This is a genomic window from Cupriavidus phytohabitans (assembly GCF_017815025.1).
In the GTDB taxonomy this organism is placed as follows: domain Bacteria; phylum Pseudomonadota; class Gammaproteobacteria; order Burkholderiales; family Burkholderiaceae; genus Cupriavidus.
The window spans coordinates 20,094-44,117 of the sequence record NZ_JAGIQB010000029.1; the positions used below are offsets into that span (position 1 = coordinate 20,094).

At 67.6% G+C, this 24,024-nt stretch carries 22 protein-coding genes and 1 pseudogene; 9 read left to right on the forward strand and 14 right to left on the reverse strand.

All coding sequences use genetic code 11. From position 1 onward, the window contains the following. Window positions 1-147 precede the first annotated feature (147 nt). Complete coding sequence (locus J8I34_RS20020) at window positions 148-1,731, forward strand: glucan biosynthesis protein G (RefSeq protein WP_305826444.1); 1,584 nt, start codon at window positions 148-150, stop codon at window positions 1,729-1,731. Further along, the gene (mdoH, locus tag J8I34_RS20025) at window positions 1,704-4,322 is read left to right on the forward strand and encodes a glucans biosynthesis glucosyltransferase MdoH (RefSeq protein ID WP_209769148.1); all 2,619 of its coding nucleotides are present in this window, start codon (window positions 1,704-1,706) and stop codon (window positions 4,320-4,322) included. The genes J8I34_RS20020 and mdoH overlap by 28 nt, the downstream gene beginning before the upstream one ends. Window positions 4,323-4,475: 153 nt before the next feature. On the opposite strand, the gene J8I34_RS20030 is transcribed toward mdoH, so the two are convergent. Beyond that, window positions 4,476-5,090: a hypothetical protein gene (locus tag J8I34_RS20030; RefSeq protein WP_245176021.1), complete on the reverse strand. Its 615-nt coding sequence runs from the start codon at window positions 5,088-5,090 to the stop codon at window positions 4,476-4,478. A 422-nt stretch (window positions 5,091-5,512) separates the two neighbouring features. Here J8I34_RS20030 and J8I34_RS20035 point away from each other — a divergent pair, with 422 nt between their 5' ends. Next, a complete protein-coding gene (locus tag J8I34_RS20035) occupies window positions 5,513-6,730 on the forward strand; it encodes a Bcr/CflA family multidrug efflux MFS transporter (RefSeq protein WP_209806786.1) in 1,218 nt (405 codons plus the stop codon). A 4-nt stretch (window positions 6,731-6,734) separates the two neighbouring features. Here the strand turns inward: J8I34_RS20035 and J8I34_RS20040 are convergent, their stop codons facing one another. Next, window positions 6,735-7,580, reverse strand: a complete 846-nt coding sequence (locus J8I34_RS20040) for a mechanosensitive ion channel family protein (protein WP_209806787.1) — start codon at window positions 7,578-7,580, stop codon at window positions 6,735-6,737. Between the two features lie 173 nt (window positions 7,581-7,753). Next, a pseudogene (locus tag J8I34_RS20045) lies at window positions 7,754-8,957 on the reverse strand (ammonium transporter). A 493-nt stretch (window positions 8,958-9,450) separates the two neighbouring features. Here J8I34_RS20045 and J8I34_RS20050 point away from each other — a divergent pair. From J8I34_RS20050 to J8I34_RS20060, 3 genes are all read left to right on the forward strand, one after another. After that, window positions 9,451-9,732, forward strand: coding sequence for an HU family DNA-binding protein (locus tag J8I34_RS20050; protein ID WP_029047409.1), 282 nt, complete (start codon window positions 9,451-9,453; stop codon window positions 9,730-9,732). A 168-nt stretch (window positions 9,733-9,900) separates the two neighbouring features. Then, window positions 9,901-10,386 (forward strand): acyl-CoA thioesterase, encoded by a 486-nt coding sequence (locus J8I34_RS20055; protein ID WP_029047410.1) that lies wholly within the window; start codon window positions 9,901-9,903, stop codon window positions 10,384-10,386. Window positions 10,387-10,402: 16 nt separating this feature from the next. Next, window positions 10,403-10,879 carry a CreA family protein gene (locus J8I34_RS20060; RefSeq protein WP_371748107.1) on the forward strand — a complete coding sequence of 159 codons (477 nt, stop codon included), beginning with the start codon at window positions 10,403-10,405 and terminating at the stop codon, window positions 10,877-10,879. 15 nt (window positions 10,880-10,894) lie between these two features. Here J8I34_RS20060 and J8I34_RS20065 read toward each other — a convergent pair whose 3' ends face one another. From J8I34_RS20065 to J8I34_RS20085, 5 genes are all read right to left on the reverse strand, one after another. Further along, window positions 10,895-11,746 (reverse strand): acid phosphatase, encoded by an 852-nt coding sequence (locus J8I34_RS20065; protein WP_245176022.1) that lies wholly within the window; start codon window positions 11,744-11,746, stop codon window positions 10,895-10,897. Window positions 11,747-11,783: 37 nt separating this feature from the next. After that, on the reverse strand, window positions 11,784-13,532 hold the full coding sequence (locus J8I34_RS20070) for a class I adenylate-forming enzyme family protein (RefSeq protein ID WP_209806789.1): 1,749 nt from the start codon (window positions 13,530-13,532) through the stop codon (window positions 11,784-11,786). A 133-nt stretch (window positions 13,533-13,665) separates the two neighbouring features. Continuing rightward, window positions 13,666-14,430, reverse strand: coding sequence for an SDR family oxidoreductase (locus J8I34_RS20075; protein ID WP_209769128.1), 765 nt, complete (start codon window positions 14,428-14,430; stop codon window positions 13,666-13,668). Between the two features lie 267 nt (window positions 14,431-14,697). Next, window positions 14,698-15,555 (reverse strand): arylamine N-acetyltransferase family protein, encoded by an 858-nt coding sequence (locus J8I34_RS20080; RefSeq protein WP_209806790.1) that lies wholly within the window; start codon window positions 15,553-15,555, stop codon window positions 14,698-14,700. Between the two features lie 27 nt (window positions 15,556-15,582). After that, complete coding sequence (locus J8I34_RS20085; protein ID WP_209806791.1) at window positions 15,583-16,353, reverse strand: Crp/Fnr family transcriptional regulator; 771 nt, start codon at window positions 16,351-16,353, stop codon at window positions 15,583-15,585. Window positions 16,354-16,545: 192 nt separating this feature from the next. Between J8I34_RS20085 and J8I34_RS20090 the strand changes: the two genes are divergently transcribed. After that, window positions 16,546-17,043 carry an Mpo1 family 2-hydroxy fatty acid dioxygenase gene (locus J8I34_RS20090; protein ID WP_029047417.1) on the forward strand — a complete coding sequence of 166 codons (498 nt, stop codon included), beginning with the start codon at window positions 16,546-16,548 and terminating at the stop codon, window positions 17,041-17,043. A gap of 8 nt (window positions 17,044-17,051) precedes the next feature. Here the strand turns inward: J8I34_RS20090 and J8I34_RS20095 are convergent, their stop codons facing one another. The 3 genes from J8I34_RS20095 to J8I34_RS20105 are packed head-to-tail and all read right to left on the reverse strand — an operon-like array spanning window position 17,052 to window position 19,493. Continuing rightward, on the reverse strand, window positions 17,052-18,392 hold the full coding sequence (locus tag J8I34_RS20095) for a sensor histidine kinase (RefSeq protein ID WP_209806792.1): 1,341 nt from the start codon (window positions 18,390-18,392) through the stop codon (window positions 17,052-17,054). Continuing rightward, complete coding sequence (locus J8I34_RS20100) at window positions 18,393-19,091, reverse strand: response regulator transcription factor (RefSeq protein ID WP_209806793.1); 699 nt, start codon at window positions 19,089-19,091, stop codon at window positions 18,393-18,395. It lies immediately after the preceding gene. A 39-nt stretch (window positions 19,092-19,130) separates the two neighbouring features. Next, window positions 19,131-19,493 carry a PepSY domain-containing protein gene (locus tag J8I34_RS20105; RefSeq protein ID WP_209806794.1) on the reverse strand — a complete coding sequence of 121 codons (363 nt, stop codon included), beginning with the start codon at window positions 19,491-19,493 and terminating at the stop codon, window positions 19,131-19,133. Between the two features lie 107 nt (window positions 19,494-19,600). Between J8I34_RS20105 and J8I34_RS20110 the strand changes: the two genes are divergently transcribed. Continuing rightward, a complete protein-coding gene (locus J8I34_RS20110; protein ID WP_209806795.1) occupies window positions 19,601-19,840 on the forward strand; it encodes a hypothetical protein in 240 nt (79 codons plus the stop codon). A gap of 271 nt (window positions 19,841-20,111) precedes the next feature. Further along, entirely contained in the window at window positions 20,112-20,570 is a 459-nt protein-coding gene (locus tag J8I34_RS20115; protein ID WP_029047420.1) for an HU family DNA-binding protein, read from the forward strand. 249 nt (window positions 20,571-20,819) lie between these two features. Here J8I34_RS20115 and J8I34_RS20120 read toward each other — a convergent pair whose 3' ends face one another. The 3 genes from J8I34_RS20120 to J8I34_RS20130 all read right to left on the reverse strand — a co-directional run bounded on the left by J8I34_RS20120 (window position 20,820) and on the right by J8I34_RS20130 (window position 23,773). Next, complete coding sequence (locus tag J8I34_RS20120; protein ID WP_063241435.1) at window positions 20,820-21,188, reverse strand: 5-carboxymethyl-2-hydroxymuconate Delta-isomerase; 369 nt, start codon at window positions 21,186-21,188, stop codon at window positions 20,820-20,822. Window positions 21,189-21,328: 140 nt separating this feature from the next. Continuing rightward, a complete protein-coding gene (locus tag J8I34_RS20125; protein ID WP_209806796.1) occupies window positions 21,329-21,925 on the reverse strand; it encodes an HAD domain-containing protein in 597 nt (198 codons plus the stop codon). Window positions 21,926-22,153: 228 nt separating this feature from the next. Next, window positions 22,154-23,773 carry a methyl-accepting chemotaxis protein gene (locus J8I34_RS20130; RefSeq protein WP_209806797.1) on the reverse strand — a complete coding sequence of 540 codons (1,620 nt, stop codon included), beginning with the start codon at window positions 23,771-23,773 and terminating at the stop codon, window positions 22,154-22,156. Between the last annotated feature and the right edge of the window lie 251 nt (window positions 23,774-24,024).

Consider the following 24,024-nt stretch of genomic DNA (forward strand, 5'->3'; position numbering starts at 1 on the left):
CCCACCGGCCCCGAGACCCGTGTTAAGGCCACGCCAGTTTGGCCGGGCCCGTCTCTCGCTGTGTCGTGTCTTGCTGCACCGCCTGCAAGGCTCTTCGTCCCGACCGCCGATGCCGGTCACCCCGTTTTAACTGTTCCCCTGGCATACATGTCACAGATCGCCACGCTACGTTTATCCGCATTGTTTACCGTGCCTGCCCGTCGCCGCAGCGCGCGCGCCGGCGTACGGATCGCGGCATGGCTGGGGGGCGGCATCCTCGCACTGTGCGCCATGACGGCGCAGGCGTTCGACTTCGATACCGTCGCCGCGCGTGCCAGGCAGCTCGCAGCATCGCCATACAAGGCGCCGCAGCAGACCCTGCCGCGCGAACTGCGCGAACTTTCGTACGAGCGCTACCGCGAGATCGAGTACAAGCCCGAGCGTTTCGCCTGGCACGGCACGCGCTCGCCGTTCGAACTGTCGTTCTTCCATGAGGGCATGGTGTTCGACCAGCCGGTGCGCATCCATGAAGTGGTGGGCAACAGCGTGCGTGAATTCCGCTTCGATCCCGCCGCATTCAACTACGGGCCGCACAAGGTCGACGCCGCCAAGCTCAAGGGCCTGGGTTTCGCCGGCTTCCGCATCCTGTATCCGCTGAACCAGGGCAAGCGCAAGGACGAACTCGCGTCGTTCCTGGGTGCCAGCTATTTCCGCGCGCTCGGCAAGGACCAGTGGTACGGCCTGTCGGCGCGTGGCCTGGCGGTGGACACCGCGCTCAATTCCGGCGAGGAATTCCCGCGCTTCGTTGAATACTGGATCGAGCGGCCTGGCCCCAATGCCAAGGAGCTTATCGTCTACGCACTGATGGATTCGCGCCGCATGAGCGGCGCCTACCGCTTCACCATCAAGCCGGGCGCCGAGACCGCCATGGAGGTCAAGTCGCGCCTGTTCCTGCGCGAGAACGTGACCAAGCTGGGCCTGGCGCCGCTGACCAGCATGTATCTGTTCGGCGAGAACCAGCCGGCGCCGGCGCGGGATTTCCGCCCCGAGGTGCATGATTCGGACGGCCTGTCGATCCACCTGGGTACCGGCGAATGGGTCTGGCGCCCGCTGGTCAATCCCAAGCGCCTGCTGGTGACGTCCTTCGCGGCGACCAACCCGCAGGGCTTCGGGCTGATGCAGCGCGACCGCAGCTTCAACAACTACCAGGAACTGGGCGCATGGTATGAGCGCCGCCCGAGCGGCTGGGTGCAGCCGCGCGGCAACTGGGGCTCGGGCCGGGTCGAGCTGGTGCAGATCCCGACGCCGGACGAGACCAACGACAACATCGTCGCGTACTGGGTGCCGGACAACCCGCCCAGGCCGAAGCAGCCCTTCGACTACGAGTACCGGTTGCTGTGGCAGAAGGACGGCGAACAACTGCCGCCGCTGTCGTGGGTGAGCCAGACCCGGCTGGGCCAGGGCCAGTCGGCCAGCAAGGAGGACACGAGCTTTTCGCTGGTGGTGGACTTCGAAGGCCCGGGCTTTCGCAAGCTGCCCGCGGACGTTCGCATCGACCCGGTGGTTTCGGCCGATGCCAACGGTGAACTGCTGAAGACGTCGGTGCAGCGCAATGAGGCGACCGGCGGCTGGCGCATGACCATGGTGATGCGCCGCAAGGATGAAACCAAGCCGGTAGAGTTGCGCGGCTATCTTCGCAACGGCAATACAACCCTATCCGAGACGTGGAGCTACATCTTACCCCCAGGCTAAAGCAGCGGCCGGCCCAGGCAGCGGCATGCGAGCGCTATGTCGACCGCCTGCCCATATCGCCTGAAATCCGCAGCGAACTGCTGGCCGACATGCCCGGCGCGGCCGCGGCGCCGGTGGCGTCGCTGGCGCCGCTGAGTACGGCCAGCCCTGTCATACCGGTCGGCGGCGACGGCCGCGATGCACAGGAGGCGATCTCGCGCCTGCAGTCGCGCCTTGCCGCCAAGGACACGCCCGCCGCGCAGGGCGGCAGCGCCTACGCCTCGGTCGGCCGCCGTTTCACCATCGCTTACGGCAACCCGCAGATCGGCGGCGAGCCGCTGCTGCAGCGGCGCGAAGACGGCACCGTCAAGGTCGACACCGGCCCCGAGCCCGAGCGCAGCTCGATGGTGCCGCGCCAGTGGCCGCCGCATATCGTCACCGGCTGGCTGCGCAATACCTGGCGCCGCATGCTGGGCCGTCCGCCCGTGCCCGAGACCTGGGACACGCTCCACGACGGTCCCGATGCCGAAGGCAAGTGGCATCCGGCCGGTTCGCACCGGCGCTGGGTCCTGCTTGGCCTGGTCCTGGTCCAGACCGTGCTGGCCACCTACTTCATGACCAGCGTGCTGCCATACCACGGAGCCGATCCGCTCGAAATCGCGATCCTGGGCCTGTTCGCCATCCTGTTCTCGTGGGTGTCGGCGGGCTTCTGGACCGCGATGATGGGCTTCCTCGTGCTCGCCAAGGGCGGCGACCGGCATCTGATTTCGCGCTCCGCCGCACCCGAGGGGCCGCTCGCGCCCGAGGCGCGCACCGCGATCATCATGCCGATCTGCAATGAGGACGTGACGCGGGTGTTCGCGGGGCTGCGCGCGACCTATGAATCGCTGGCGCGCACCAGCCATCTGTCCAATTTCGACTTCATCGTGCTGTCCGACAGCGGCAACCCGGACCTGCGCACCGCCGAGCATGACGCGTGGATGGAACTGTGCCGCGCGGTCGGCGGCTTCGGCCGTATCTTCTATCGCTGGCGCCGCCACCGCGTCAAGCGCAAGACCGGCAACGTCGCCGACTTTTGCCGCCGCTGGGGCAGCAAGTACCGCTACATGGTGGTGCTCGATGCCGACAGCGTGATGAGCGGCGACTGCCTGGCCACGCTGGTGCGGCTGATGGAGGCCAACCCCGGCGCCGGCATCATCCAGACCGCGCCGCTGGCCGTGGGCCGCGAGACGCTGTATGCGCGCGTGCAGCAGTTCGCCACGCGCGTGTACGGGCCGCTCTTCACCGCGGGGCTGCACTACTGGCAGCTGGGCGAATCGCACTACTGGGGCCACAACGCCATCATCCGCGTCAAGCCGTTCATCGAGCATTGCGCGCTGGCTCCGCTGCCGGGGCGCGGTCCTCTGTCCGGCGAAATCCTGTCGCACGACTTCGTCGAAGCCGCGCTGATGCGCCGGGCCGGCTGGGGCGTGTGGATTGCCTACGACCTCGAAGGCTCGTACGAAGAGCTGCCGCCGAACCTGCTCGACGAGGTCAAGCGCGACCGCCGCTGGTGCCAGGGCAATCTGATGAATTTCCGGCTCTGGCTCAAGCAGGGCTTCCACGTGGTGCACCGCGCGGTGTTCCTGACCGGCATCATGGCCTACCTGTCGGCGCCGCTGTGGCTGTTGTTCCTGCTCTTGTCCACGGCGATGCTGGCCAAGCATGCGCTGGTGCCGCCGGAGTATTTCACGCAGCAATACCAGTTGTTCCCGACCTGGCCCGAGTGGCATCCGGAGAAGGCGCTGGCGCTGTTCTCGGCGACCGCCACGCTGCTGTTCCTGCCCAAGCTGGCCAGCGTGGTGCTGCTGATGAAGCAGGCGCGGCGCTACGGCGGCGCGGTGCAGCTGTTTGCCAGCATGCTGATCGAGGTGCTGCTGTCAGCGCTGCTGGCACCGACGCGGATGCTGTTCCATACCAAGTTCGTGATCGCCGCCTACAGCGGCTGGGGCATCTCGTGGAAATCGCCGCCGCGCGAAGACGCCGAGACCACCTGGGGCGAGGCGTTCCGCCGCCACGGCTGGCATACCGCGCTGGGGCTGGCCTGGGGCGGGCTGGTCTACTGGCTGAACCCGTCGTACGTGCTGTGGCTGCTGCCGATTGTCGGGTCGCTGGCATTGTCGATCCCGTTGTCGGTGATGCTGTCGCGCGTGTCGCTGGGCCGTGCCTCGCGCAATGCGGGCCTGTTCATGATCCCGGAAGAAACGCTGGTGCCGCGCGAGATCGTCGAGACGCAGCAGCATGTCGAGAACGCCGCGGACACGCCTGATTTTGTCGATGCGGTGGTGGACCCGGTCACCAATGCGCTGATGTGCGCGACCGCGACGGCGCGCCTGGTGCAGCCCGAAGCGGCACGCCGGCGCCACGAAACGCTGGTCGAGCATGCGCTGACCCATGGTCCGCGCGCGTTGACGCCGGCGCAGAAGCACCTGCTGCTGGGCAACCCGTTCGCGCTGGCCCGGCTGCATGAGCTGGTGTGGGGTTCGCCGCTGGCCGATGCCGGCTGGAAGGACACGCGTTTGCTGGTGCGCAGGGCGGCCAACGTGCTGCCGTTGCGGCCGCGTGCGGCGTGACGCTATATTGACTGCTGAACAAGAAACGGCCCGCTGATGCGGGCCGTTTCTTTTGCTGGCAGGGTACCGGCACGAATCGGCACCAACTCGCAACGACCGGCATTACTGGCGTGTCATTTGCAATCGATTCTTGTTTCCTGCCCGGTTGCCGCTTCAGCGCAGCGCCGACGTGCAGATCGGCGCGTTGATGTAGACATCGCCGATGCGGCGCTCGCCGCGGTCCTTGCGGGTCATGTAGCGGAACATCAGGCTGACGCCGAGCTTGGTCAGGATCTCCACGTCGCGGTTGGCGCAGATATTGCGCTGCAACGGCGCGGCATAGTTGACCTCGAAGCTGGCGAGATCCAGCATCGGCCCGCGGTAGTTGGTCAGCTCCAGCTGGAACAGCACGTGCTTGCCCGGCACCGACTGGCAGCGGCGCAGCCGCGTCTCGCCGTCGATTTCGATCGGCAGGGCGTCGTTAAGCTGGCGGCAGGCGCGCGCCAGCACGCTGTCGGGGCGGGTGGTGTTACGCAACAATTCGGGCACGCCGGCGGCGCCGGTATTCTGGCCCGTGGCTGCGCCCTTGAGCATGCGCGACAGGGCATCGGCTTCGTCGACCACGGGCGCCGGCGCGGACGCTGACGCCGCGGCGGCATTGCGCGCCGGCAGCGGCACCGGCGCTGCATGCAGCGGCAGCGGCAGCGGCAACGGCAACAGCAGCGCGGCCACCCATGCAAGGGTGGCCAGGCCAGGCGAAGCGGAAAGCGGCGTGTGTCGTGTTCTCATGCAGGCTAACGTTGCCGGGGCGGTACTGTCGTCCGTCTCTGCGTGGCCGGCGGCGCATGTCACGCGACACTCACGCCGTCAGGCTGGCATTGTACCCTTCACCTTGCCAGGCGTGAAAGGCGCGCCACACTTGCCATTCGGGTCCACGTCAGTGCACGCATGCCATCCATGCCGGGCCGATGCTGCTTGATTCCACTATCTGGCAAGTTTGCCGATTTTGCCAAGTCCCCACTGCCAGTTTCACCGAGCCCGACCCTGGCAGGGCAATATTCCTGAACGAGTGCTTCAAAGCTGCGCAACATGCTGAGGCATCGTTTTCGTTATGCTGTGCAACAATTGCCCCTTTCCAACGGCTTGCGACCGCGCCCTGGCATCGCCCGCGGCGATGCGCGCCACGCAACCGCATGCACCGGATCTCTTCCATGTCCCGTTCCCCGAGCGCCGCCTCGACCGCGCGCTTTCCTGCCTGGCTCTTGATTTGCGGCTCGCTGATGGCGATCGCGCCGCTGTCGATCGACATGTACCTGCCAAGTTTTCCCGCGCTTGCGGGCGACCTTGGCGTCGATATCGGCCAGGTGCAGCTGACGCTCGGCACGTTCCTGGTCGGCCTTGCACTGGGGCAGGCATTCTACGGGCCGTTCAGCGACCGCTTTGGCCGCAAGCCGCCGCTTTACCTGGGACTGGGCCTCTACGTGGTTGCGGCGATCGGATGCGCACTGGCGCGCAGTGCCGAGACGCTGATGCTGTGGCGCTTCCTGCAAGCGCTGGGCGGTTGCGCCGGCATGGTGATGGCGCGCGCTGTGATCCGCGACCGGCTCGCGGCGCATGAATCGGCCCGCGCGTTCTCGTCGCTGATGCTGGTGATGGGGTTGGCGCCGATCCTGGCGCCGGTCATCGGCGGCGCGATCCTGACGGCGGCCGGCTGGCGCACGATCTTCTGGGTGCTGGCGGCGGCCGGCCTGGCCATCCTGCTGCTGGTGCACTGGCGCATGGAGGAGTCGCTGGACCGGCGCCAGGCGGCACCGCTGCGGCTTGGCACCGTGGCGAGGAGCTATGGCGAGCTTCTGCGCGACCGTGAATTCGTCGGCTACTCGCTGTCGGCAGGCTTCGGCTCGGCGGGGATGTTTGCGTATATCTCGGGTTCGCCGTTCGTGCTGATCGAACTGCACGGCATTGCGCCGTCGCACTATGGCTTTGTGTTCGGCGCCAATGCGCTGGGCCTGATCGTGATGTCGCAGCTCAACAGCCGGCTGGTGCACGGTCGCACGCTCGACCAGGTTCTGGGACGGGCGCTGCTGGCGCCTTGTGCCGCAGGCGCGGTGCTGGCCGTGGCGGCGCTGGCCGGGCTGGCGACGCTGCCGATGCTGCTGGCGGTGTTCTTCGTCTTTATCGGTGCGCTTGGCTGCGTCACGCCCAATGCCTCCGCGCTGGCGCTGGCGCACCAGGGGCATCGCGCCGGCACGGCTTCGGCACTGATGGGTACGCTGCAGTTTTCGCTGGGCACGCTCGGCGGGGCGGCCGTCAGCGTGTGGCGCGACGGCACCGCGCTGCCGCTGGCCGTGGTGATGGCGCTATGCGGCGCTGGCGCGGTGCTGATGCGTTACTACGGCCGCTCAGGTGCTGGCCGGGCGGCCGCCTGACAAATCAGGCGGCCGCCTGCTGCAAGGCAGCGGCCTGTTGTACCACCACCATGTGTGCCGGCATCGGCGCGGCATAGCCGGCCTGGCCGAAGCAATCGCGGATGATGCGGTTGGTGTCGAAGTAGACCTGCCAGTAATTGTCGTTGTGGCAATACGGGCGTACCGCCAGCACCGGCCCGACCAGCGTGAACTCCAGGATCTCCACGTCGACTGCGGGTTCCGGCAGCACGTTCGGGATCTGCGCGATGCGCGACTTGAGCAGCGCCACCGCATCGGCCACGTCGGTGCTGGCAGCGAGCTGCGCCTTCAGTTCCACGCGCCGGAACGGGTTGGCGGTGAAGTTATGGATGGTGTCGCTGAAGATCTTGTTGTTGCCGATCACGGTCTGCACGTTGTCCGGCGTGTCGAGCGTGGTGGCGAACAGCCCGATCTCGCGCACCGTGCCGGTGACGCCGCCGACGGTAACGAAGTCTCCCACCTTGAACGGCCGCAGTACCACCAGGAAGGCGCCCGCCGCGAAATTCGACATCAGTCCCGACCACGCCATGCCGATGGCCACGCCGGCCGCGGCAATCAACGCGGCAAAGGTAGTGGTCTGGATGCCGAAGTAGCCGAGGATGCCGATCACCAGCACTACGTTCAGCGTGACCGTGACGATCGACCCCACATAGCGCAGCAGCGTCGGGTCGACCTTCTGTTTGGTGAGCGCATTCTGCACCATTCGTACCACAAAATGGATCAGCCATCGGCCGATGACCCAGAACGCTAGCGCTGCCAGTATCTTGACCCCGAACTGCGTCGCATAGGCGACCACCAGGGTCTTGAGGTTGTCGAAAGTCGTGGCATCCATCGGCGTGTCCTCTCGGTTTGGGTGAGTGGTGCAAGCCCTGCGCGCTGACGCGGCGCAATACGTGGGCACGGCAATTATTGGAATGCCGTGCGTGGAACTGCAAGCAAATAATTGTCAAGACAAGCGGGCCGGCAGGCCAGCTTGCCCAGGCGCCTCCGGGCGGCGCATCCGCCTTACCAGTTGGTTTCGCGCTCCGGCGTGGCGGAGATGCGGTGCAGCGTCAGGTCGGCGCCGTTGAATTCGCCTTTCGGCATCGAGCCGGATGCCGACCAGCTTCTTGAGCGCACCGTATACCAGCGTGCCGCCCACCAGTGCCACCACGATCCCCAGCGCCGTCCCGATCAGCTGCGCGCCGAGCGACACGCCGCCCAGCCCGCCCAGGGCCCTGGCCCCGAAGATGCCAGCGGCGATGCCGCCCCAGGCGCCGCACAGCCCGTGCAGCGGCCAGACGCCCAGCACATCGTCGATGTGCCACCGGTTCTGCGCCAGCGTAAACATATAGACGAAGAGGGCGCCCGCAATGCCGCCAGTGATCAGCGCACCCAGCGGGTGCATCAGGTCCGAGCCGGCGCATACCGCCACCAGCCCCGCCAGCGGGCCGTTGTAGGCAAAGCCCGGATCATTGCGCCCGGCGGCCCAGGCCGCCAGCGTGCCGCCGGCCATCGCCATCAGCGAATTGATCGCGACCAGGCCGCTGATCTTGTCGACGGTCTGCGCGCTCATCACGTTGAAGCCGAACCAGCCTACCGCCAGGATCCATGCGCCCAGCGCGAGGAACGGGATATTGGAGGGCGGATGGGCGCTGATGCGCCCGTCCTTCTGGTAGCGCCCGCGGCGCGCGCCGAGCAGCAGCACCGCCGGCAGCGCGATCCAGCCGCCCAGCGCATGCACCACCACTGAGCCGGCAAAGTCATGGAAGGGCGCACCGGCAACCTGCGTGATCCAGTCCTGGACCCCATAACGCTGGTTCCACGCAATCCCTTCGAAGAACGGATAGACAAAACCGACCAGCACGAATGTCGCCACCAGTTGCGGATTGAAGCGCGAACGTTCGGCAATACCGCCCGAGATAATCGCCGGAATGGCGGCGGCAAAAGTCGCCAGGAAAAAGAACTTGACCAGGTCGTACCCGCTTTTGTGGGCCAGCGTTTCTGCCCCGGACATGAATTGCACGCCGTAGGCAATGGTGTAACCGATAAAGAAATAGGCAATCGTGGAAACTGCGAAATCCACCAGAATCTTTACCAGTGCATTGACCTGGTTTTTCTTGCGCACCGTGCCCAGCTCGAGGAAAGCAAAGCCGGCGTGCATGGCCAGCACCATGATGGCGCCAAGCAGGATAAACATGGCGTCGGTGCCGGTCTTCCAGTTGTCCATAGTGACCTCATGCTCAAAATGGGCGCATGTGAATGCAAAAAGCATTCCAGTTTCGGCTACATCCTGGTGCCGGCTGCACCGGAGTGGGCAAAATCCGCACCGGAATGCCGCGCACAGGGAACCGGGCACGCAGGACGCCGGGAGGCAGGCGCCACTGGTTGTGCCGGAAATGCGCCAGAATGGCGCGTCGCCGGCATGCCAGGATGACCCGTTATGGTGCGGCGCCCCAATTCCGGGCATTTGTCCCGTCCGGTCCATGCCGGCGACGCCTTGCGGCACAACGCCGCAGCCAGGCAAATCCGGTTCGTGACAAGCTCGAAAAGAGCGGGAAATTGCCCGCTAACCGGCCTCAAGCAAGGATTTGCGGGTTTTTTCGTTGCATTGGTGCCACTGGGGATTGCTCAACGCACAAGGGGCAGATTAGACTGCGCCGATCGATGTTTTGCCGCCAGGCAGGCACATCGGTGACGACGACCAACAAGGGAAATCAGCCATGAATAAAGGTGAACTGGTATCGGCCATCGCCACGGAAGCAGAACTGAGCAACGCCGCCGCCGAGCGCGCGCTCAACGCGGCGCTGGACAGTATCAAGAAGGCAGTGGCAAAGGGTGATTCGGTCACGCTGGTAGGTTTTGGCAGCTTCAGCGCCGGCAAGCGCGCAGCCCGCACCGGACGCAATCCGCGCACCGGCGAAACCATCAAGATCCCGGCCGCCAAGACAGTCAAGTTTTCCGCCGGACAGGGTTTCAAGGACGCGGTGAACAAGAAGAAGTAAGCAGTTTGCGTCCACAGCGTGAAAGGCGGCCAGGCAGGCCGCTTTTTTGTTTGGGTGCCGTGCCGCGATGACCGGCAACGGCGGGGCCGATCCGGGTTAAACTGCCGGCGCCCGGATGCCGACCAGCCGGCCCGGGCGACCGCCCCCGCAATCCAGACCCTCCGCATCATGAACGACCAGTCCCACCAGCTTTCCATGACCGTGCTGATGACGCCGGACATGGCCAATTTCTCCGGCAACGTCCACGGCGGCACCATCCTGAAGTATCTGGACATGGTCGCCTATGCCTGCGCCAGCCGCTACGCCGGACGCTACGTGGTGACGCTGTCGGTGGACCAGGTGGTGTTCCGCCAGCCGATCCACGTGGGCGAGCTGGTAACCTTCCTGGCCTCGGTCAACTTTACCGGGCGCAGCTCGATGGAGATCGGCATCAAGGTCGTGACCGAGAATATCCGCAGCAAGCTGGTGCGCCATACCAATAGCTGCTACTTCACCATGGTGGCGGTCGATGACAACGGCGCCCCGGCCGAGGTGCCGCCGCTCGAGCCGCGCGACGAGGTCGAGCGCCAGCGCTTCGCCGCCGCCCAGCAGCGCCGTGCACTGCGCCAGGAAATGGAAAAGCGCCACGGCGACATCAAGTCGTCGGTGACCTGACACGTTGCCTCCCGCCATGATGAAGCGATCCTGCACGATCCTGGTCCTGGCCGCCTGCGCGGCGGCCACGGGCGGCGCGCATGCCGAGGAGATCGGCAGCGTCAGCACCAATTTCCGCATGACCGGCTCCGACAAGGTCGTGATCGAAGCCTATGACGACCCGCAGGTCGACGGCATTACCTGCTACGTGTCGCGGGCCCGCACCGGCGGCATCAAGGGCCAGCTGGGCATGGCGGAAGACCCGCCGGAAGCCTCGATCGCGTGCCGGCAGGTGGGAACCATTGCCTTCAAGGGGCCGCTGAAGCAGCAGGACCATGTCTTTTCCGAGCGCATGTCGGTGCTCTTCAAGACCCTGCATGTGGTGCGCGCGGTCGATCGCAAGCGCAATACGCTGGTCTACCTGACCTATTCGGACCGCATCGTCAGCGGCAGCCCGCAGAACAGCGTGACCGCCGTGCCGGTGCCGGCCGGCACGGCGATTCCCGTCAAGTAAGCGCTGGCGGCCCGATCACGGCGCCAGCGCCGCGGCTTCGGCCTGGCAATCACCCGGCGCTCGGGCGCCGGCGACGCGTGCGGCGGCCACTTCGCGGCGCGCCTGCTCAAGGTCTGCGCGGAAGGTCGGGTCGGCATGCAGGCGCGCCACGGTCGCGGCGGCCATCATGCGGCCTTCGTTGACGTCGCTCTGCCAGTGCACGTTGCACACCACCCGGCTCTGCCCGAAGGCGTGCCCGCGCGCCAGGATGGCGTCCGCGCGGGCCGGTTCCACCTCGGCCAGGATCAGCGCCCAGGCCCAGCCGATGGCGCTGTGGCCCGACGGGTAGGATCCGTCTTTCTCCAGCTTGGCGGCTTCGTCTGGCGTGCACATCGCGGTCTTGTTGGCGACGAATGGCCGCGTGCGCTTGTAGCGGTCCTTGGCGCCATAGGTGGACAGGCCGGCATCGACCAGGCTGCGGCGCAGCAGGATATTCAGGTGGGGCGTGTCCCTGGCACTGACCGGCACCCCAAGCGCACATGAAAACGCGCTGGCCGCCTGCGGGAACGTGAGTACTGCGTCGGTGGCGGCAACCTGCCAGCGAGGCGAGCCGCGCAGCGTGCCGGCCTGGCGCGCCGCATCGTCATCCAGCGCCTGCGCGGGCGAGCCCTGTGCCGGTGGGGCGGGCAACAGCTTCAGGCTGTCCGGGCGCGCATCGGCCGGCAGGTAGCCGGCCGGCACGCCCGGGCGGAATTCCGGCACCGCGGACAGGTTGGTGCCGCCGGCCGCGCAGCCGGCCAGCAGCGCGGCTGCCGCGGCTGCTGCGACAGCGGCGCCAAGGCGCAAGGGATTGGACAGGGTTCGATTCCGCTTTGCTAGATCCGTCAATTCTTGTTCCTTGTTGAGATGGTTTGCCGCCGGCTGGTCAGGCTGCCGGGTCGAACAGCTTGCGCAGGTTCGACTTGAGGATCTTGCCATTGGCATTGCGCGGCAGCATCTCCTGGTACAGCAGGATGCGCACCGGCACCTTGAACGCCGCCAGCCGCTCGCGCACGAAATCCTGCAGTTCGGCCTCGGTTGCCTGCATGCCTGGCTTCAGGCTGACCACGGCGGCCGGTTCCTCGCCCAGCGTCTTGTGCGCGATGCCGACCACCGCCGCGTCCATCACCGCCGGATGTTCGTACAGCGTGCTTTCCACCTCGATGCAGTAGATGTTCTCGCCGCCGCGGATCAGCATGTCCTTCATGCGGTCAACGATATAGACATAGCCTTCCTCGTCCAGCCGCGCGATGTCGCCGGTGCGCAGCCAGCCGTCGACAAAGGTCTGCGCCGTGGCTTCGGGCTTGTTCCAGTAGCCGCGCACGACGTTGGCGCCGCGTACCAGCAGTTCGCCGGTCTCGCCCGGCGGCAGCGCCTGGCCGCGTCCGTCGACCACTTTCATTTCGCCGACCGGCAGCGCCGGACCGCTGCTGTCGGGGCGCAGCACGTATTCCTCGGCGCTGTGGCTGGTGAAGGTCGACGAGGTCTCCGTCATGCCCCACCCGATGCCGGGTGCCGCCATCGGGAACACGTCGACGATGCGCCGCACCAGTTCGGGCGATGCCGGCGCGCCGCCGTAGTTGACGTTCTCCAGCGAAGACAGGTCGAAGCGCGCGCGCTCCGGATGTTCCAGGATCTGCCAGGCGATGGTGGGCACGCCGCCGGCGGCGGTGCAGCGCTCGCGCTCGATCAGCTCCATGCCGCGCAGCGTGTCCCAGCGGTGCATCAGCACGATCTTGCCGCCGCTGGCGAGCGCGCCGTTGAGCACCGCCATGCAGCCCGTGACATGGAAGAACGGCACCGCCAGCAGCATGGCCTTCTGCGGGGCGGCGGGATCCGGCGCCGGAATCGGCTCGCCGCGGCGCAGCAGGTTGCGCAGCGGGCTGAAGCTGCCCGCGGCAGCGACCGTGGCGGAGTTGCGATGCGTGCCCAAGGCCCCCTTGGGTTTGCCGGTGGTGCCGGAGGTATAGAAGATGGTGGCATCGTCCTCCGGGCCGATCTCGGCCTGCGGCGGCGATTGCTGCGGCAGCGCGGCCCAATCGGCGCTGGTACCGATCACGCTTTCCAGTGCGGCGACGCGGGCATCGCCGGTCGCAGCGCAGGTGCGCGAGGCGTAGACGCGTTCCAGGGCCGGACAGCCGGGCAGATGCTCGAGGATGCGGTCGAGCCGCTCGGCATCGACGATGGCCACGCGGCTGCCGGAATCGGCCAGGCCATATTCCAGCTCGGCGCCGGTCCACCACGCGTTCAGCGGCGTCACGATCGCGCCAGCGAGCAGCGCGCCGTAGAACGCCACCGGCCACTCCGGCAGGTTGCGCATCGCCAGCGCCACGCGGTCGCCCTTGCGCACGCCATCGCGCACCAGCGCGTGCGCCAGCGTGATGGCGGCGCGGCGGAAGGCATCGTAGGAAACGCGCTCGTCCTCGTAGACCACGAAGGTGCGGTCGCCGAAGGCACTGGTCGCGTGGAACAGGTCGCACAGCGTGGCGGGTGCGTGCTTCCAGACTGTGGTAGGGATGCCGCGGATCTCGCGTGTCTCGGTCTCGAACGGAGAGCCGGACGCGGTCAGCCGGGCATGGGCCTCGGCCAGGGACATGACCGGCCAGCTGCCGGCCACTTGCGGATTGCTTGACATGACTGCCTCCCGTGACTGCGCTGCAGGTTGAGGGCAATGCAAAGAAAGCGGCGTGCGCCGGACAGGCCGGCGCACGCGCAACGCTTGCGTCAGAAGCTCAGGTACAACTCAGAATGCGGCTCAGATGCGTGGCTCAGATCGTCACGCCGCCGTCGACCACCAGCGCCTGGCCGGTCATGAAACTGCTCGCGGCGGAGGCCAGGTATACGGCCGCGCCGGCGATCTCGACGGGCTCGCCGATACGGCGCAGCGGGGCGCCCTGCGTGGACTGCTTGTAGCGCTCGGGGTCTTCCCACAGCGCGCGCGCGAAGTCGGTCTTGATCAGGCCCGGCGCGATGCAGTTGACGCGCACATTGTGCGGCCCGAATTCCACGGCGAGGTTGCGCGCCAGCTGGAAATCCGCGGCCTTGGAGATGTTGTACACACCGATGGTCGGCGAGCCGCGCAGGCCGCCGATCGACGACACGATGATGATCGAGCCGTCCTTGCGGTCGATCATCTGCGGCGCCACCATCTGGATCAGCCAATGGTTGGAAATGACGTTGTTGTCCAGCACCTTGCGGAACTGGTCGTCCGAGACACCGCCCATCGGCCCGTAGTACGGGTTGGACGCGGCATTGCAGACCAGCACGTCGATCCTGCCGAAGGTGCGATTGGTTTCGTCGACCAGCCGCTGCAGGTCTTCCTTCGACGAGATATTGGCGGGCACCGAGATGGCGGTGCCGGCGCCATGGCGCGCATTGATGGCGTCAACCACTTCCTGGCAGGCCTCTGCCTTGCGCGAGGAAATCACTACCTTGGCGCCCTGGACGGCCATCTGCTCGGCAATGGCGCGGCCGATGCCGCGCGAGGAGCCGGTGACGATGGCAACCTTGCCCGTCAGATCGAACAATGACATGGAGTCTCCTGTATAGCTGCGCCGGCGTCAGCGGCCGGCTTCATGCAGGCGGCGGGGCTGCCGCGCTGTGGTCCTGGCGATGCGGCGCAAACGCAGCATCGACGGGACATTATGGTAGTGCCGCGGCGGCCGAGTCCACAGCGCCGCGGTGCGGATGGCCGCCATATCAGCATTCTTTCTGCGGGCAATGCGCGGCGTGCATGGAGGGCTGCTGCAGCGGGGCAGGCATCACTCGAAGGTGGCGCACAAGCCGCGCACTGAATGCGCTTACGTGTGCCGGCCAGTGTCGAGCAGCGGTGGCAGCGCCGCCATCAGCCCATGGCGCAGCGCATCGTCGAGCCGTATGCCGAAGCGTTCGGATAAGGCGCCCACCACGGCTTCAGGCGTTGCCAGCCGCTGGTGCCGCACGCTGCCGTCGGGCGCGCGTTCGGCCAGCTCGCCATCGGCCAGCGTCACGCGCGTGCCGCCATCGGTGCGCGCGGCCATCAGCCGGCGCAGGAACACGCTGTCCGGATGCGTCGAGACATACCAGTTGCGCGGCCCGAAATCGATCCATGGCTGCGGCGTCAGGTCGAAGCGGTAGACCTTGATCCAGCCAGCAGCGCCGCGCGCCTCCAGGTCGAAGCTGTGGAACGCGTTGCCGGCGGCTTCCGGCGGGGAGCTGGCGAGCCGGTAGGGGAAGTCGTCCTCGGCAGGCGCGGACAGTGCCATCGCGCGGAACGGCGTGGGTCCGCCGAAGCCGACGTCGGCGAGATAGCTGCGATGCGCCACTTCCACGCGCAGCAGCATGTGCGATACCACGGTCTCGACCGCATCGGGCACGCCCCAGCGCACGCGCGCGGCCAGCGGCGTCACGCGGAAGCCGAGCGCCCCCAGCGCTGCCGCCAGCAGCGTATTGAGTTCGAAGCAGTAGCCACCGCGCCTGCGCGTGACCAGCTTGTCGAAGACGGTGTCGAGATCGATGCTGACCGGCCGCCGCAGCAGCGGATCGATGTTCTCGAACGGGATGCTGGCCAATTGTGCGCCGAGCACGGTGTCGAGCGCCTGCAGCGTGGGCGAGGGCGGGGCGGCGATGCCCAGCCGCCCGCAATAGGCGTCGAGCTGGGCAGCATCGAGTGTGTTCATGGCAGGCAAGGCTCCACGGTGGTGGATTCAGTCGAGCGCTTCCAGCGCGGCCAGGTCGAGCAGCTCGATGCCGCCGTATTCCAGCCGCAGCAGGCCGCGGGCTTCGAGTTCGCGCAGGGCGTGATTGACGGTCTGGCGCGACAGCCCCAGCATCTGCGCCAGCTGCTCCTGCGGGATGCGCACGTGCAGCACCGCATCGGCATGCGCCGGCAGGTTGCCGTAGCCATGCGCGATCGCGGCCAGGCGCCGGGCAATGCGTGCCGGCGGCGGCAGCAGCTGCGTTTCCTCGACATAGTCAAAGGCCTGGCGCGTCTTCGCCGCGAGCAGCCGCCCGAATGCCTGCCACCATGCCGGATGCTGCGCGAGGTGCCGCTCCAGCGGCGCGCGCGGCACGTGCCACAGCGTTGCGGCGCTGACTGCGCGTGCGTCGTGCGTGCGCGGCAGGCCGTCGAACAGGCAGATCTCGCCGAACCAGGTGCCGGGCTCGAGCAGCCCCAGCAGCGCCGCCTTGCCCGATTCGCCGCTGGCATGGATCTGCACGGTGCCGCTGGCCACGCAGTACAGGCCGTCGAAGCGGTCGCCACGGGCAAACAGGGTCTGGCCGGGCACCAGCCGGCGCAGGCAGCCATCGTCGAGCAGCGCCTGGCGCAACGCCGGCGGCGACTGGCTGAACCAGGCGCCGGCGCGCACCGCGGCCAGCGGGTCGTGGCCCGGTGAGGCGGTGTCAGGCCGCGCGCGTGCGTGCGCGGCATTGGCCGGCTGCGGCGCGTGGCGGTGCGGCGGGGGCGCGGATCCCATGCCGGTCTCCTGTGGGGGCGAAAGGTCGTGGCAAGGCCGGTGTCGTGGCAAAGCCGGTGTGCCGGCAGATTGTCAAAAACCAGACAGACCCGCCGGTACACGCCCACTACTATAAATCCACGTCGCGACCTGAGCGCGCACAGCAGCAGGCGGCAGTGTCCGCGCACGCCTGCGCATACAAGGAGACGCCCCGTGAAAACCCTGATCGAGCACCTGGCCAACTATGCCGCCTACCACCGTGATCCGCGCAATATCGTCACCCATTTCGTCGGCATCCCGATGATCGTGCTGGCGGTGACCACGCTGCTGGCGCGGCCGGCCATGGCGCTGGGCGACGGCTCCGCCCACCTCACACCGGCGATGCTGGTGTATATCCTGTCGTGCCTGTTCTACCTGCGCCTGTCGTTGGGCTTCGGCGTGGCGATGGCGTCGATCCTGGCGCTGTTCCTCTATGCCGGGGCGCACATCGCCGCCATGCCGACCGCTGCGTGGCTGGCTGTCGGGGTCGGGCTGTTCGTGGTGGGGTGGATTATCCAGTTCGTCGGCCATTACTACGAAGGCCGCAAGCCGGCGTTTGTCGACGACCTGGTGGGCCTGCTGATCGGCCCGCTGTTCCTGGTCGCCGAGACCGCTTTCGCGCTGGGGCTGGCGCGCGACACGCGCGACGCGATGGCGGCACGCGCGCACTGACGGGGAATTCAGGGCAGGCCCGCCGGCAGCCGCAAGCGCGCCGACAGCCCCCCCATGGGGCTGGTCGCCAGCGCCAGGCTGCCCTCATACATCGCGGCGATTTCGGTGACGATCGCCAGGCCCAGCCCGCTGCCTGCAGCCGCCTCGTCCAGCCTGCCGAAGCGGGCGGTGGCCCCTTCGCGCGCCTCGGGCGGCATGCCCTGGCCATCGTCCTCGACCAGGATTTCCAGTTCGCCGCCGGCCTCGCGCAGCGTGACGTGCACACGCGTGCGCGCCCACTGGCAGGCGTTGTCCAGCAGGTTGCCGAGCATCTCGACCAGGTCCTGGCGGTCGCCGGCAAAATGACCATTACCCTCGACTTCCAGCGCCAGCGCGCGCCCGGCATGCAGCCGCGACAGCGCCCGCACCAGCTCGCGCACGGCGGGTCCGGCCTCGACGCGCATGCCCCGGGCGCCTGCCGCCCCCGCGGCACGGGCGCGCGCCAGATGGCGGTCGACCTGGCGGCGCATTGCCTCCACTTGCGATGCGACCGCCAGCGCGGCGCTGCCCGGTAGCGCGGCGGACTCGTTGGCCAGCACCGCCAGCGGCGTCTTGACGGCATGCGCGAGGTCCGCCGCCTGGCGGCGCGAGCGCTCCAGCGCCTGCGCGTTGCGTGCCAGCAGCGCGTTGATTTCGCTGACGAGCGGTTCCACTTCCGTCGGCCAGTCGCCACCCAGGCGCGCTTCGCGGCGCGATTGCATCGCCGCCAGCGCGCGCCGCAGCCGTGCCAGCGGTGCCAGGCCGAATTTCACCTGTGCCGCCACGGCGAGCATCAGGCCCAGTCCCAGCGCCGTCAGTGACCAGGCCAGCATGCGGTTGAAGTTGCGCCGGGCGGCGCGCAGTTCGGTGCGGTCCAGTGCGACCGAGACTTCCACCGGGGTATCCGCCGAGGCCAGCACCAGCTGCCGCGACACCACCAGCAGCGACTGATGGCTGGGCCCGGCGCGCACTTCCGCTTGTGTGCCGTCCAGGCGCCGCTCCACTGCCGTCGGCATCTCGGTGTCCCACAGCGAGCGCGAGCGCAGCAGTGCGCCGGGCGCGCGCGCCTGCCAGTAGGCGCCGGAGTAAGGCAATTCATAACGGGGATCGGCGGGGGCGCGCGTCAGCACCAGCTTGCCGCTGGCATCCCAGTCCAGCGCCGCGGCCAGGCTTGCCAGCTGGTGGTCGAGCTGGCGCACATAGTTATCGTTGACATGGCGCTCGAACAGGGTCGACAGCAGCCAGCCGCTGCCACCCAGCGCCGCGGCCAGCCAGATCGCGGCCAGCGCCAGCAGGCGCAGTGCAAGCGAACGGCGCAGGCGGGTGGGCATCTATGCCTGGGCCGAAGGCGCGTCGGCGTTGCCGGGGCCCGGCGGCGGCCGCAGCCGGTAACCCTGGCCGCGCACCGTCTCGATCACGTCCACGCCCAGCTTGCGCCGCAGCCGCCCGACGAAGACTTCGATGGTATTGCTGTCGCGGTCGAAATCCTGGGCGTAGATGTGTTCGGTCAGCGCGGTCTTGCTGACGATCGCGCCCGGGTGGTGCATCAGGTAGTCCAGCACGCGGAACTCATGCGAGGTCAGCACCACCGTCGCGCCGTCGACGGAGATGGTGCCGGCGCGCGGGTTCATCCGCACCGGCCCGCATTGCAGCTCCGGCACGGCCATGCCGTGCGCGCGCCGGATCAGCGCGCGGATGCGCGCCAGCAGCTCCTCCATGCGGAACGGCTTGGCCAGGTAGTCGTCGGCGCCCGCGTCGATGCCTTCGACTTTTTCGGTCCAGCTGTCGCGTGCGGTCAGTATCAGTACCGGCACATTGACCTGCCCGGCGCGCCAGCGTCGCAGCACGGAGAGGCCGTCGAGCCGGGGCAGGCCCAGGTCCAGGATGACGGCGTCGTACGGTTCCTGCTCGCCCAGGTGGCAGGCATCGATGCCGTCGGCGGCTACGTCGACCGCGTAGCCCGCGTCGGCCAGGCTGGCGCGGACCTGCGCGGCCAGGGTGGCTTCATCTTCAACCAGCAGGATGCGCATCAGTGTCTTCCGGTGGGCAGGTTGGCGGCCGGCGCGCGCTCACGGCTGCTTGCGCGCCTCTTCAAGGCCGCGGCCCTTGGCCTTGATCAGCGCGGCGGTGCGCGCATCGTATTCCAGCTTGGCCACCGAGCCGCCGGGCAGCAGCAGCTTGACTTCGTATTGCCAGATGCCGTCGTCGCGGTCCAGCTCGACGCCGATCACGTCGCCGGCATACTGGCGCGAGACGGTCTCGAGAATGCGCGACAGCGGCAGGATTTCGCCCGACTGCACCGCGGCGCGGGCGCGGTCGGCATCCTTGTCGGCATGCGCGGCAGGCACGGCTGCGAGCGCCAGCAGCGCTGCCAGTACGGCAGCGGACAGCAGGCGGGCGGGGCGCCACAGCAGCGCGGAAAAACGCTTCATGGCCCGAAGTTTGCATCAAAAACCCTGAACGCGGGCTGAACGAAACGCTCAGGCCGGATTCAGCCAGCGCCGCCGGCAATGCCCGCATCCCATCCAAGGAAGCGGACATGTCCCGATCCGACACCCTCGCCAGCGTTTCGCCGATCCATCGCGGCAGGTCCCTGCGCACGCTGTCGCTTGCCGCCGTTGCACCGGTTTCGCTGCTGAGCGTGGCCAGCGTGTTCGGCATGCAGGCAAGTCTGGCGGCACTGTCGAACGCATGGGCGCAGGCTGATGCATCGCTGCCGCTGCTCGCGCTCGGCGCGCTGTTTGCGGGCCCGTTGCTTGCGCTTTCGGAGCGCGCCTGAGGCATGCAATCGGGTCTGCACGTTCGCGTCGCGCAGCGTGCGCAAGCGCCAAAACGGGGGTACGTAGGCCCTCTTTGCGTTTTTACTGAGGTAAAGCCGCGACAAAACCCGGGGTTTTCACGGGGTTTTGCGTTTCGCATGCACGAAAACCCCTTGACTTATGGCTGTTTCCGCTATGATTCAGTGGGCGCCGACAAGGCGTTTTGCGTAGCGCTGCTGAGCGATGCAAGACGACGAGCCGGCATCCATCGTTCAACCTACGTATATCGATATGGCGACCAAAGCGAAACCGACCGCGAAGACTGCAACCAAGCCCGCTGCCAAGAAGGCTGCGGCAACCAAGGCACCCGTGAAGGCTGCCGCCAAGAAGGCCGCGCCGGCCAAGAAGGCTGCTCCCGCCGCTGCGCCCGTTGCGCGCCCGCTGAAGGACACCTTCAACAAGTCGAGCCTGGTCGCTCATCTGGTAGCTCAGACGGAACTGGAAGCCAAGACCGTGAAGACGGTTCTGGCCCATCTGGAAAACACCATCGTCAGCGCGCTGAACAAGAAGGGCGCTGGTGAATTCACGCTGCCGGGCCTGCTGAAGGTGACGGCGCAGCAAGTCCCGGCCAAGAAGAAGCGCTTCGGCAAGGACCCGTTCACCGGTGAAGAGCGTTGGTTCCCGGCCAAGCCGGCCAGCGTCAAGGTGAAGGTGCGCCCGCTGAAGAAGCTGAAGGACGCCGCGGCCTGATTTGCGCCACAGCCTGTCCCAATGAAAAAGGAGCCGCTCGCGGCTCCTTTTTTACGACTGGGGACAATGTCTGGCATTTAATCCAGGTCAATCCGCCAGCGCGGGCATCGTCCTAGAATCCCAAACGTCATGGGTGCGGGGGCGCTCCCCGTGACAGGCTTCGGCGTCTTCCCCGAAGCTGGTGCCCGCGGCTTGAGAAGGCCGCGGGTTTTTTATTGGGTGCGCCAATCGTTGGGGCGCAGTCGCGGCTCAGGCAATGACCTGCTTGGCGTAGGTCGCGCGCTGCATCTCGCACACTTCCACCGATACCTGCACCGATTGCCCGCCCTCCACGCCCGTGCGCACGGCATCGGCGATCACGTCGCAGACGGCCTGGCCTAGCGCCTGTCGCACGGCGGTGTCGCGGCCGTCGAGGATCGACAGGCGCGCATGGACGAAGGCGCGATCCGCGGCATCCACGCCCTGGCGGTAGGTCGACAGCGTGATGCAGCGCGACTTGATATCGGCCTCCTGGAACTGCCCCGACGCCAGCAGCGCGGCATTGGCTTCATCGAGCAACTCTTCCTGCGAGCAGTTCAGGCGGGTGTTTTCCGTGAGTTCGATGACGAGGTGGGGCATGGCTGTATCCTGGATGATCCTGGCGGTGGTGCCGGCGGAATGCCGGCGGCAGCGAGCATGATACGGGATCGCGCGTTACGTGGAATGCAACGGGGCGCCCGAAGGCGCCCCGCTTGGCTTGCCGAAAAGGTGGCTGCGGATCAGGCGTGGACGTACTCGCGCATGACCTGCGCAGCCTGCTCCGTGGCGAAACGTGCCGGTTTTTCGCGCGCCAGTTGCTGCAGTTGTTCCAGCTTCGCCTTCAGCCCGGCATCGAGCTTCGGCGCGGGCATCACCGTGGACGGGCAGGCCACCCCGAGGATCCCGAGCGCTTGCTGGAAGTTTTCGAGGGTCAGGCCGAGCGCCGGATCGACGCTGACCAGGTGATCGCGAATGGCTTCCGGCATGGATTCAGGCGCGGCGCATGACAGGATCACATAATGGACGGGCGCCGCAGCCTGCGCAAAATAGGCGGCGATCTCTGCGCCGTGGCCGCCCGTGGCGGCCGGGGTCATGGCTTCGACCTGCAGGTCCAGCTGCTGCAGGATCGCGGCCGGCGTGCCGCGACGCCAGGCATCGGACACCACCACGCGCGCACCGGCGACACCGAACAGGCGGCGGACGAATCCGAGCGCGATCGGGTCAAAAAACCTGACATCGCGCAGGGTGCCTGAATCCGGAATGCCGCCGAGGCGGGCGCGGGAGCGGTCGGAGTACAGGACGCCGGGTACGTCCAGCATGATCAGTCGTTCAGCCATGATTTCCTGGGCGGATGCCAGTTCAGTTGGTGTGAGGCAAGATTACTAGGCAGGCAGCGGCCTGCACGTAACTGGCACCGCTTCAGTTGAAACAGATCTGTAACTTTGTCGAGGAAGACGTAAATGCCGGTTACTTCGCCATGACAAATGTTTCGCGCTGACACATCTGCCTGACGGTGACGGCTGCCTGACGGACAAGCGAGACCGGGGAGCAATAAAGCTTGCCGCTCAGAAGCGGAAACGCGCCACGTCCTCGGCCAGGACCGCAGCCTGGTGATCGAGGCGACCGGCCTGACCACCCAGTTCGTCCACCAGCGCGGCATTCTGCTGTGCGGTCAGGCGCAGCTGCGTGACGGCTCCTGCAGCCGCCTGCACGCTGGCGGCCTGCTGGTCGGCCAGCGCGCACAGGGTTCCGGCCAGCGCATGGCTGTGCCGGACCGCGGTGGCGATGCGCTCCATGGCTGCAACCACGTCTCCGCTCAGGCGCGCGCCCAGTCCGATTTCATGTGTGGCCGTGCCGATGATGCCGCCGATCTCGCGCGCGGCATCGGCGCTGCGCTGGGCCAGCGCGCGCACTTCCTGCGCAACCACGGCAAAGCCGCGCCCGGCCGGGCCCGCTCGGGCCGCCTCGACGGCGGCGTTGAGCGCCAGGATATTGGTCTGGAACGCGATGCCCTCGATCACGCTGACGATTTCCGCGATGTGCCGCGAGTGCCCGTGCAGCGCGTCCATGGCGCCGCGCATCTGCCGCACCACGTCTGCGCCGGCATCGGTGGCGGCGCGCGCCTGGTCGGCCAGCAGGCTCGATTCGGTCGCCTGGGCGTGCGCGTCGGCAACGCGCCCCGCCAGCGTCTCCATGCTGGCGCCCGCGGCATCGAGTGCGCTGGCCTGCAGTTGCGTCCGGGCCGACAAGGCGTGATTGTCGGCGGCGATCTGCTGGCTGGCCGCGGCGACCTCCTGCGCGGAGCCATGAATGCGCGCCAGCACCCCGGCGAGCTGGTCGCGCATGCCCGCCACGTGATGCAGCATGCTGCTGCGATCCGACGGATGCAGCGCGATCGTGGCGGTCAGGTCGCCGGCGGCAATGCGCCGCGCAATCTCGGCGGCGTCGCGCGGCTCGCCGCCCAGTTCGGCACGCAGGCTGCGTGCCGCGATCCACGCCAGCCCTGCGGCGGCCAGCAGGCTGGCGCCGAGCAGGGCTACCATCCACGCTTGCGCGCGCAGCTGGCTGCTGGCGACGCTTGCCACGGTGGCGGCGGCCTGCCGCTCCTGCTGCACGCGCACCGCCTCGATACGCTGGCTCAGCGCCTGCAATTGCTCGGTGACAAAGTGGCCCTCGACCGAGACCGCGCTGTCGAACTGCAACGGATCGAGCGGCTGCTTGCGCAGCAGCGCGACATAGCCTTGCACCAGCCCGGCGGCGCGTTGCTTGGCGTCGAGCAGCGGCACGGCCTGCGTGGCATTGGCTTGGCGCACCCCGCCCAGCGCCGTGTCGAGCCGCCCCAGCGCCTGGTCGATCTCGGCGGCGGCGGTGTCGCGCTCGGCGCCGCTGGTGGCCATGGTCAGCGCCAGCTGGGCGCGGCCGAGTGCGGCCAGCGCCGAATGCGCGCGCTCGGCCGACATGGCGCCATGCATGTCCTGCTGGTAGAGGGTATCGGTGCGCGCCTTGATCGACACGAGGTTGGCGATGCCGGTCAACCCGACCGCGGCCCCGAACAGGTAGACCAGGGCAAAGGCGGCGCACAGGCGTGCGACCAGTGGCAGGCGGTTCAGGCGCGAGGCGGCCCGGCCCAGTACGGCAAAAGCCGGGCGGCGGCCCGGCAGGCTTGACTTGATGACGTGCAACACGGAGATGACTCCTGACGGGCGCGCGTCCAGCCAACCGCGGCGGGCGGCAGCGCAGCCCGGGCTTGACCCGGTTTGCCGTCGCGCCTTCCTCGTGCGGGAGGGTCGCTGGCGGCGCACGGATGGTGGCGGATCAACGTGACGCCGGCGTGACATGACAGGCAGGGGACTGTCATCGTGCCGTCACATTTATGTCATGCAATGTGGCCCGCCTCTGTGGTCTTGTGCCCTGCCAATCTGCTTCGCCTCCCCGG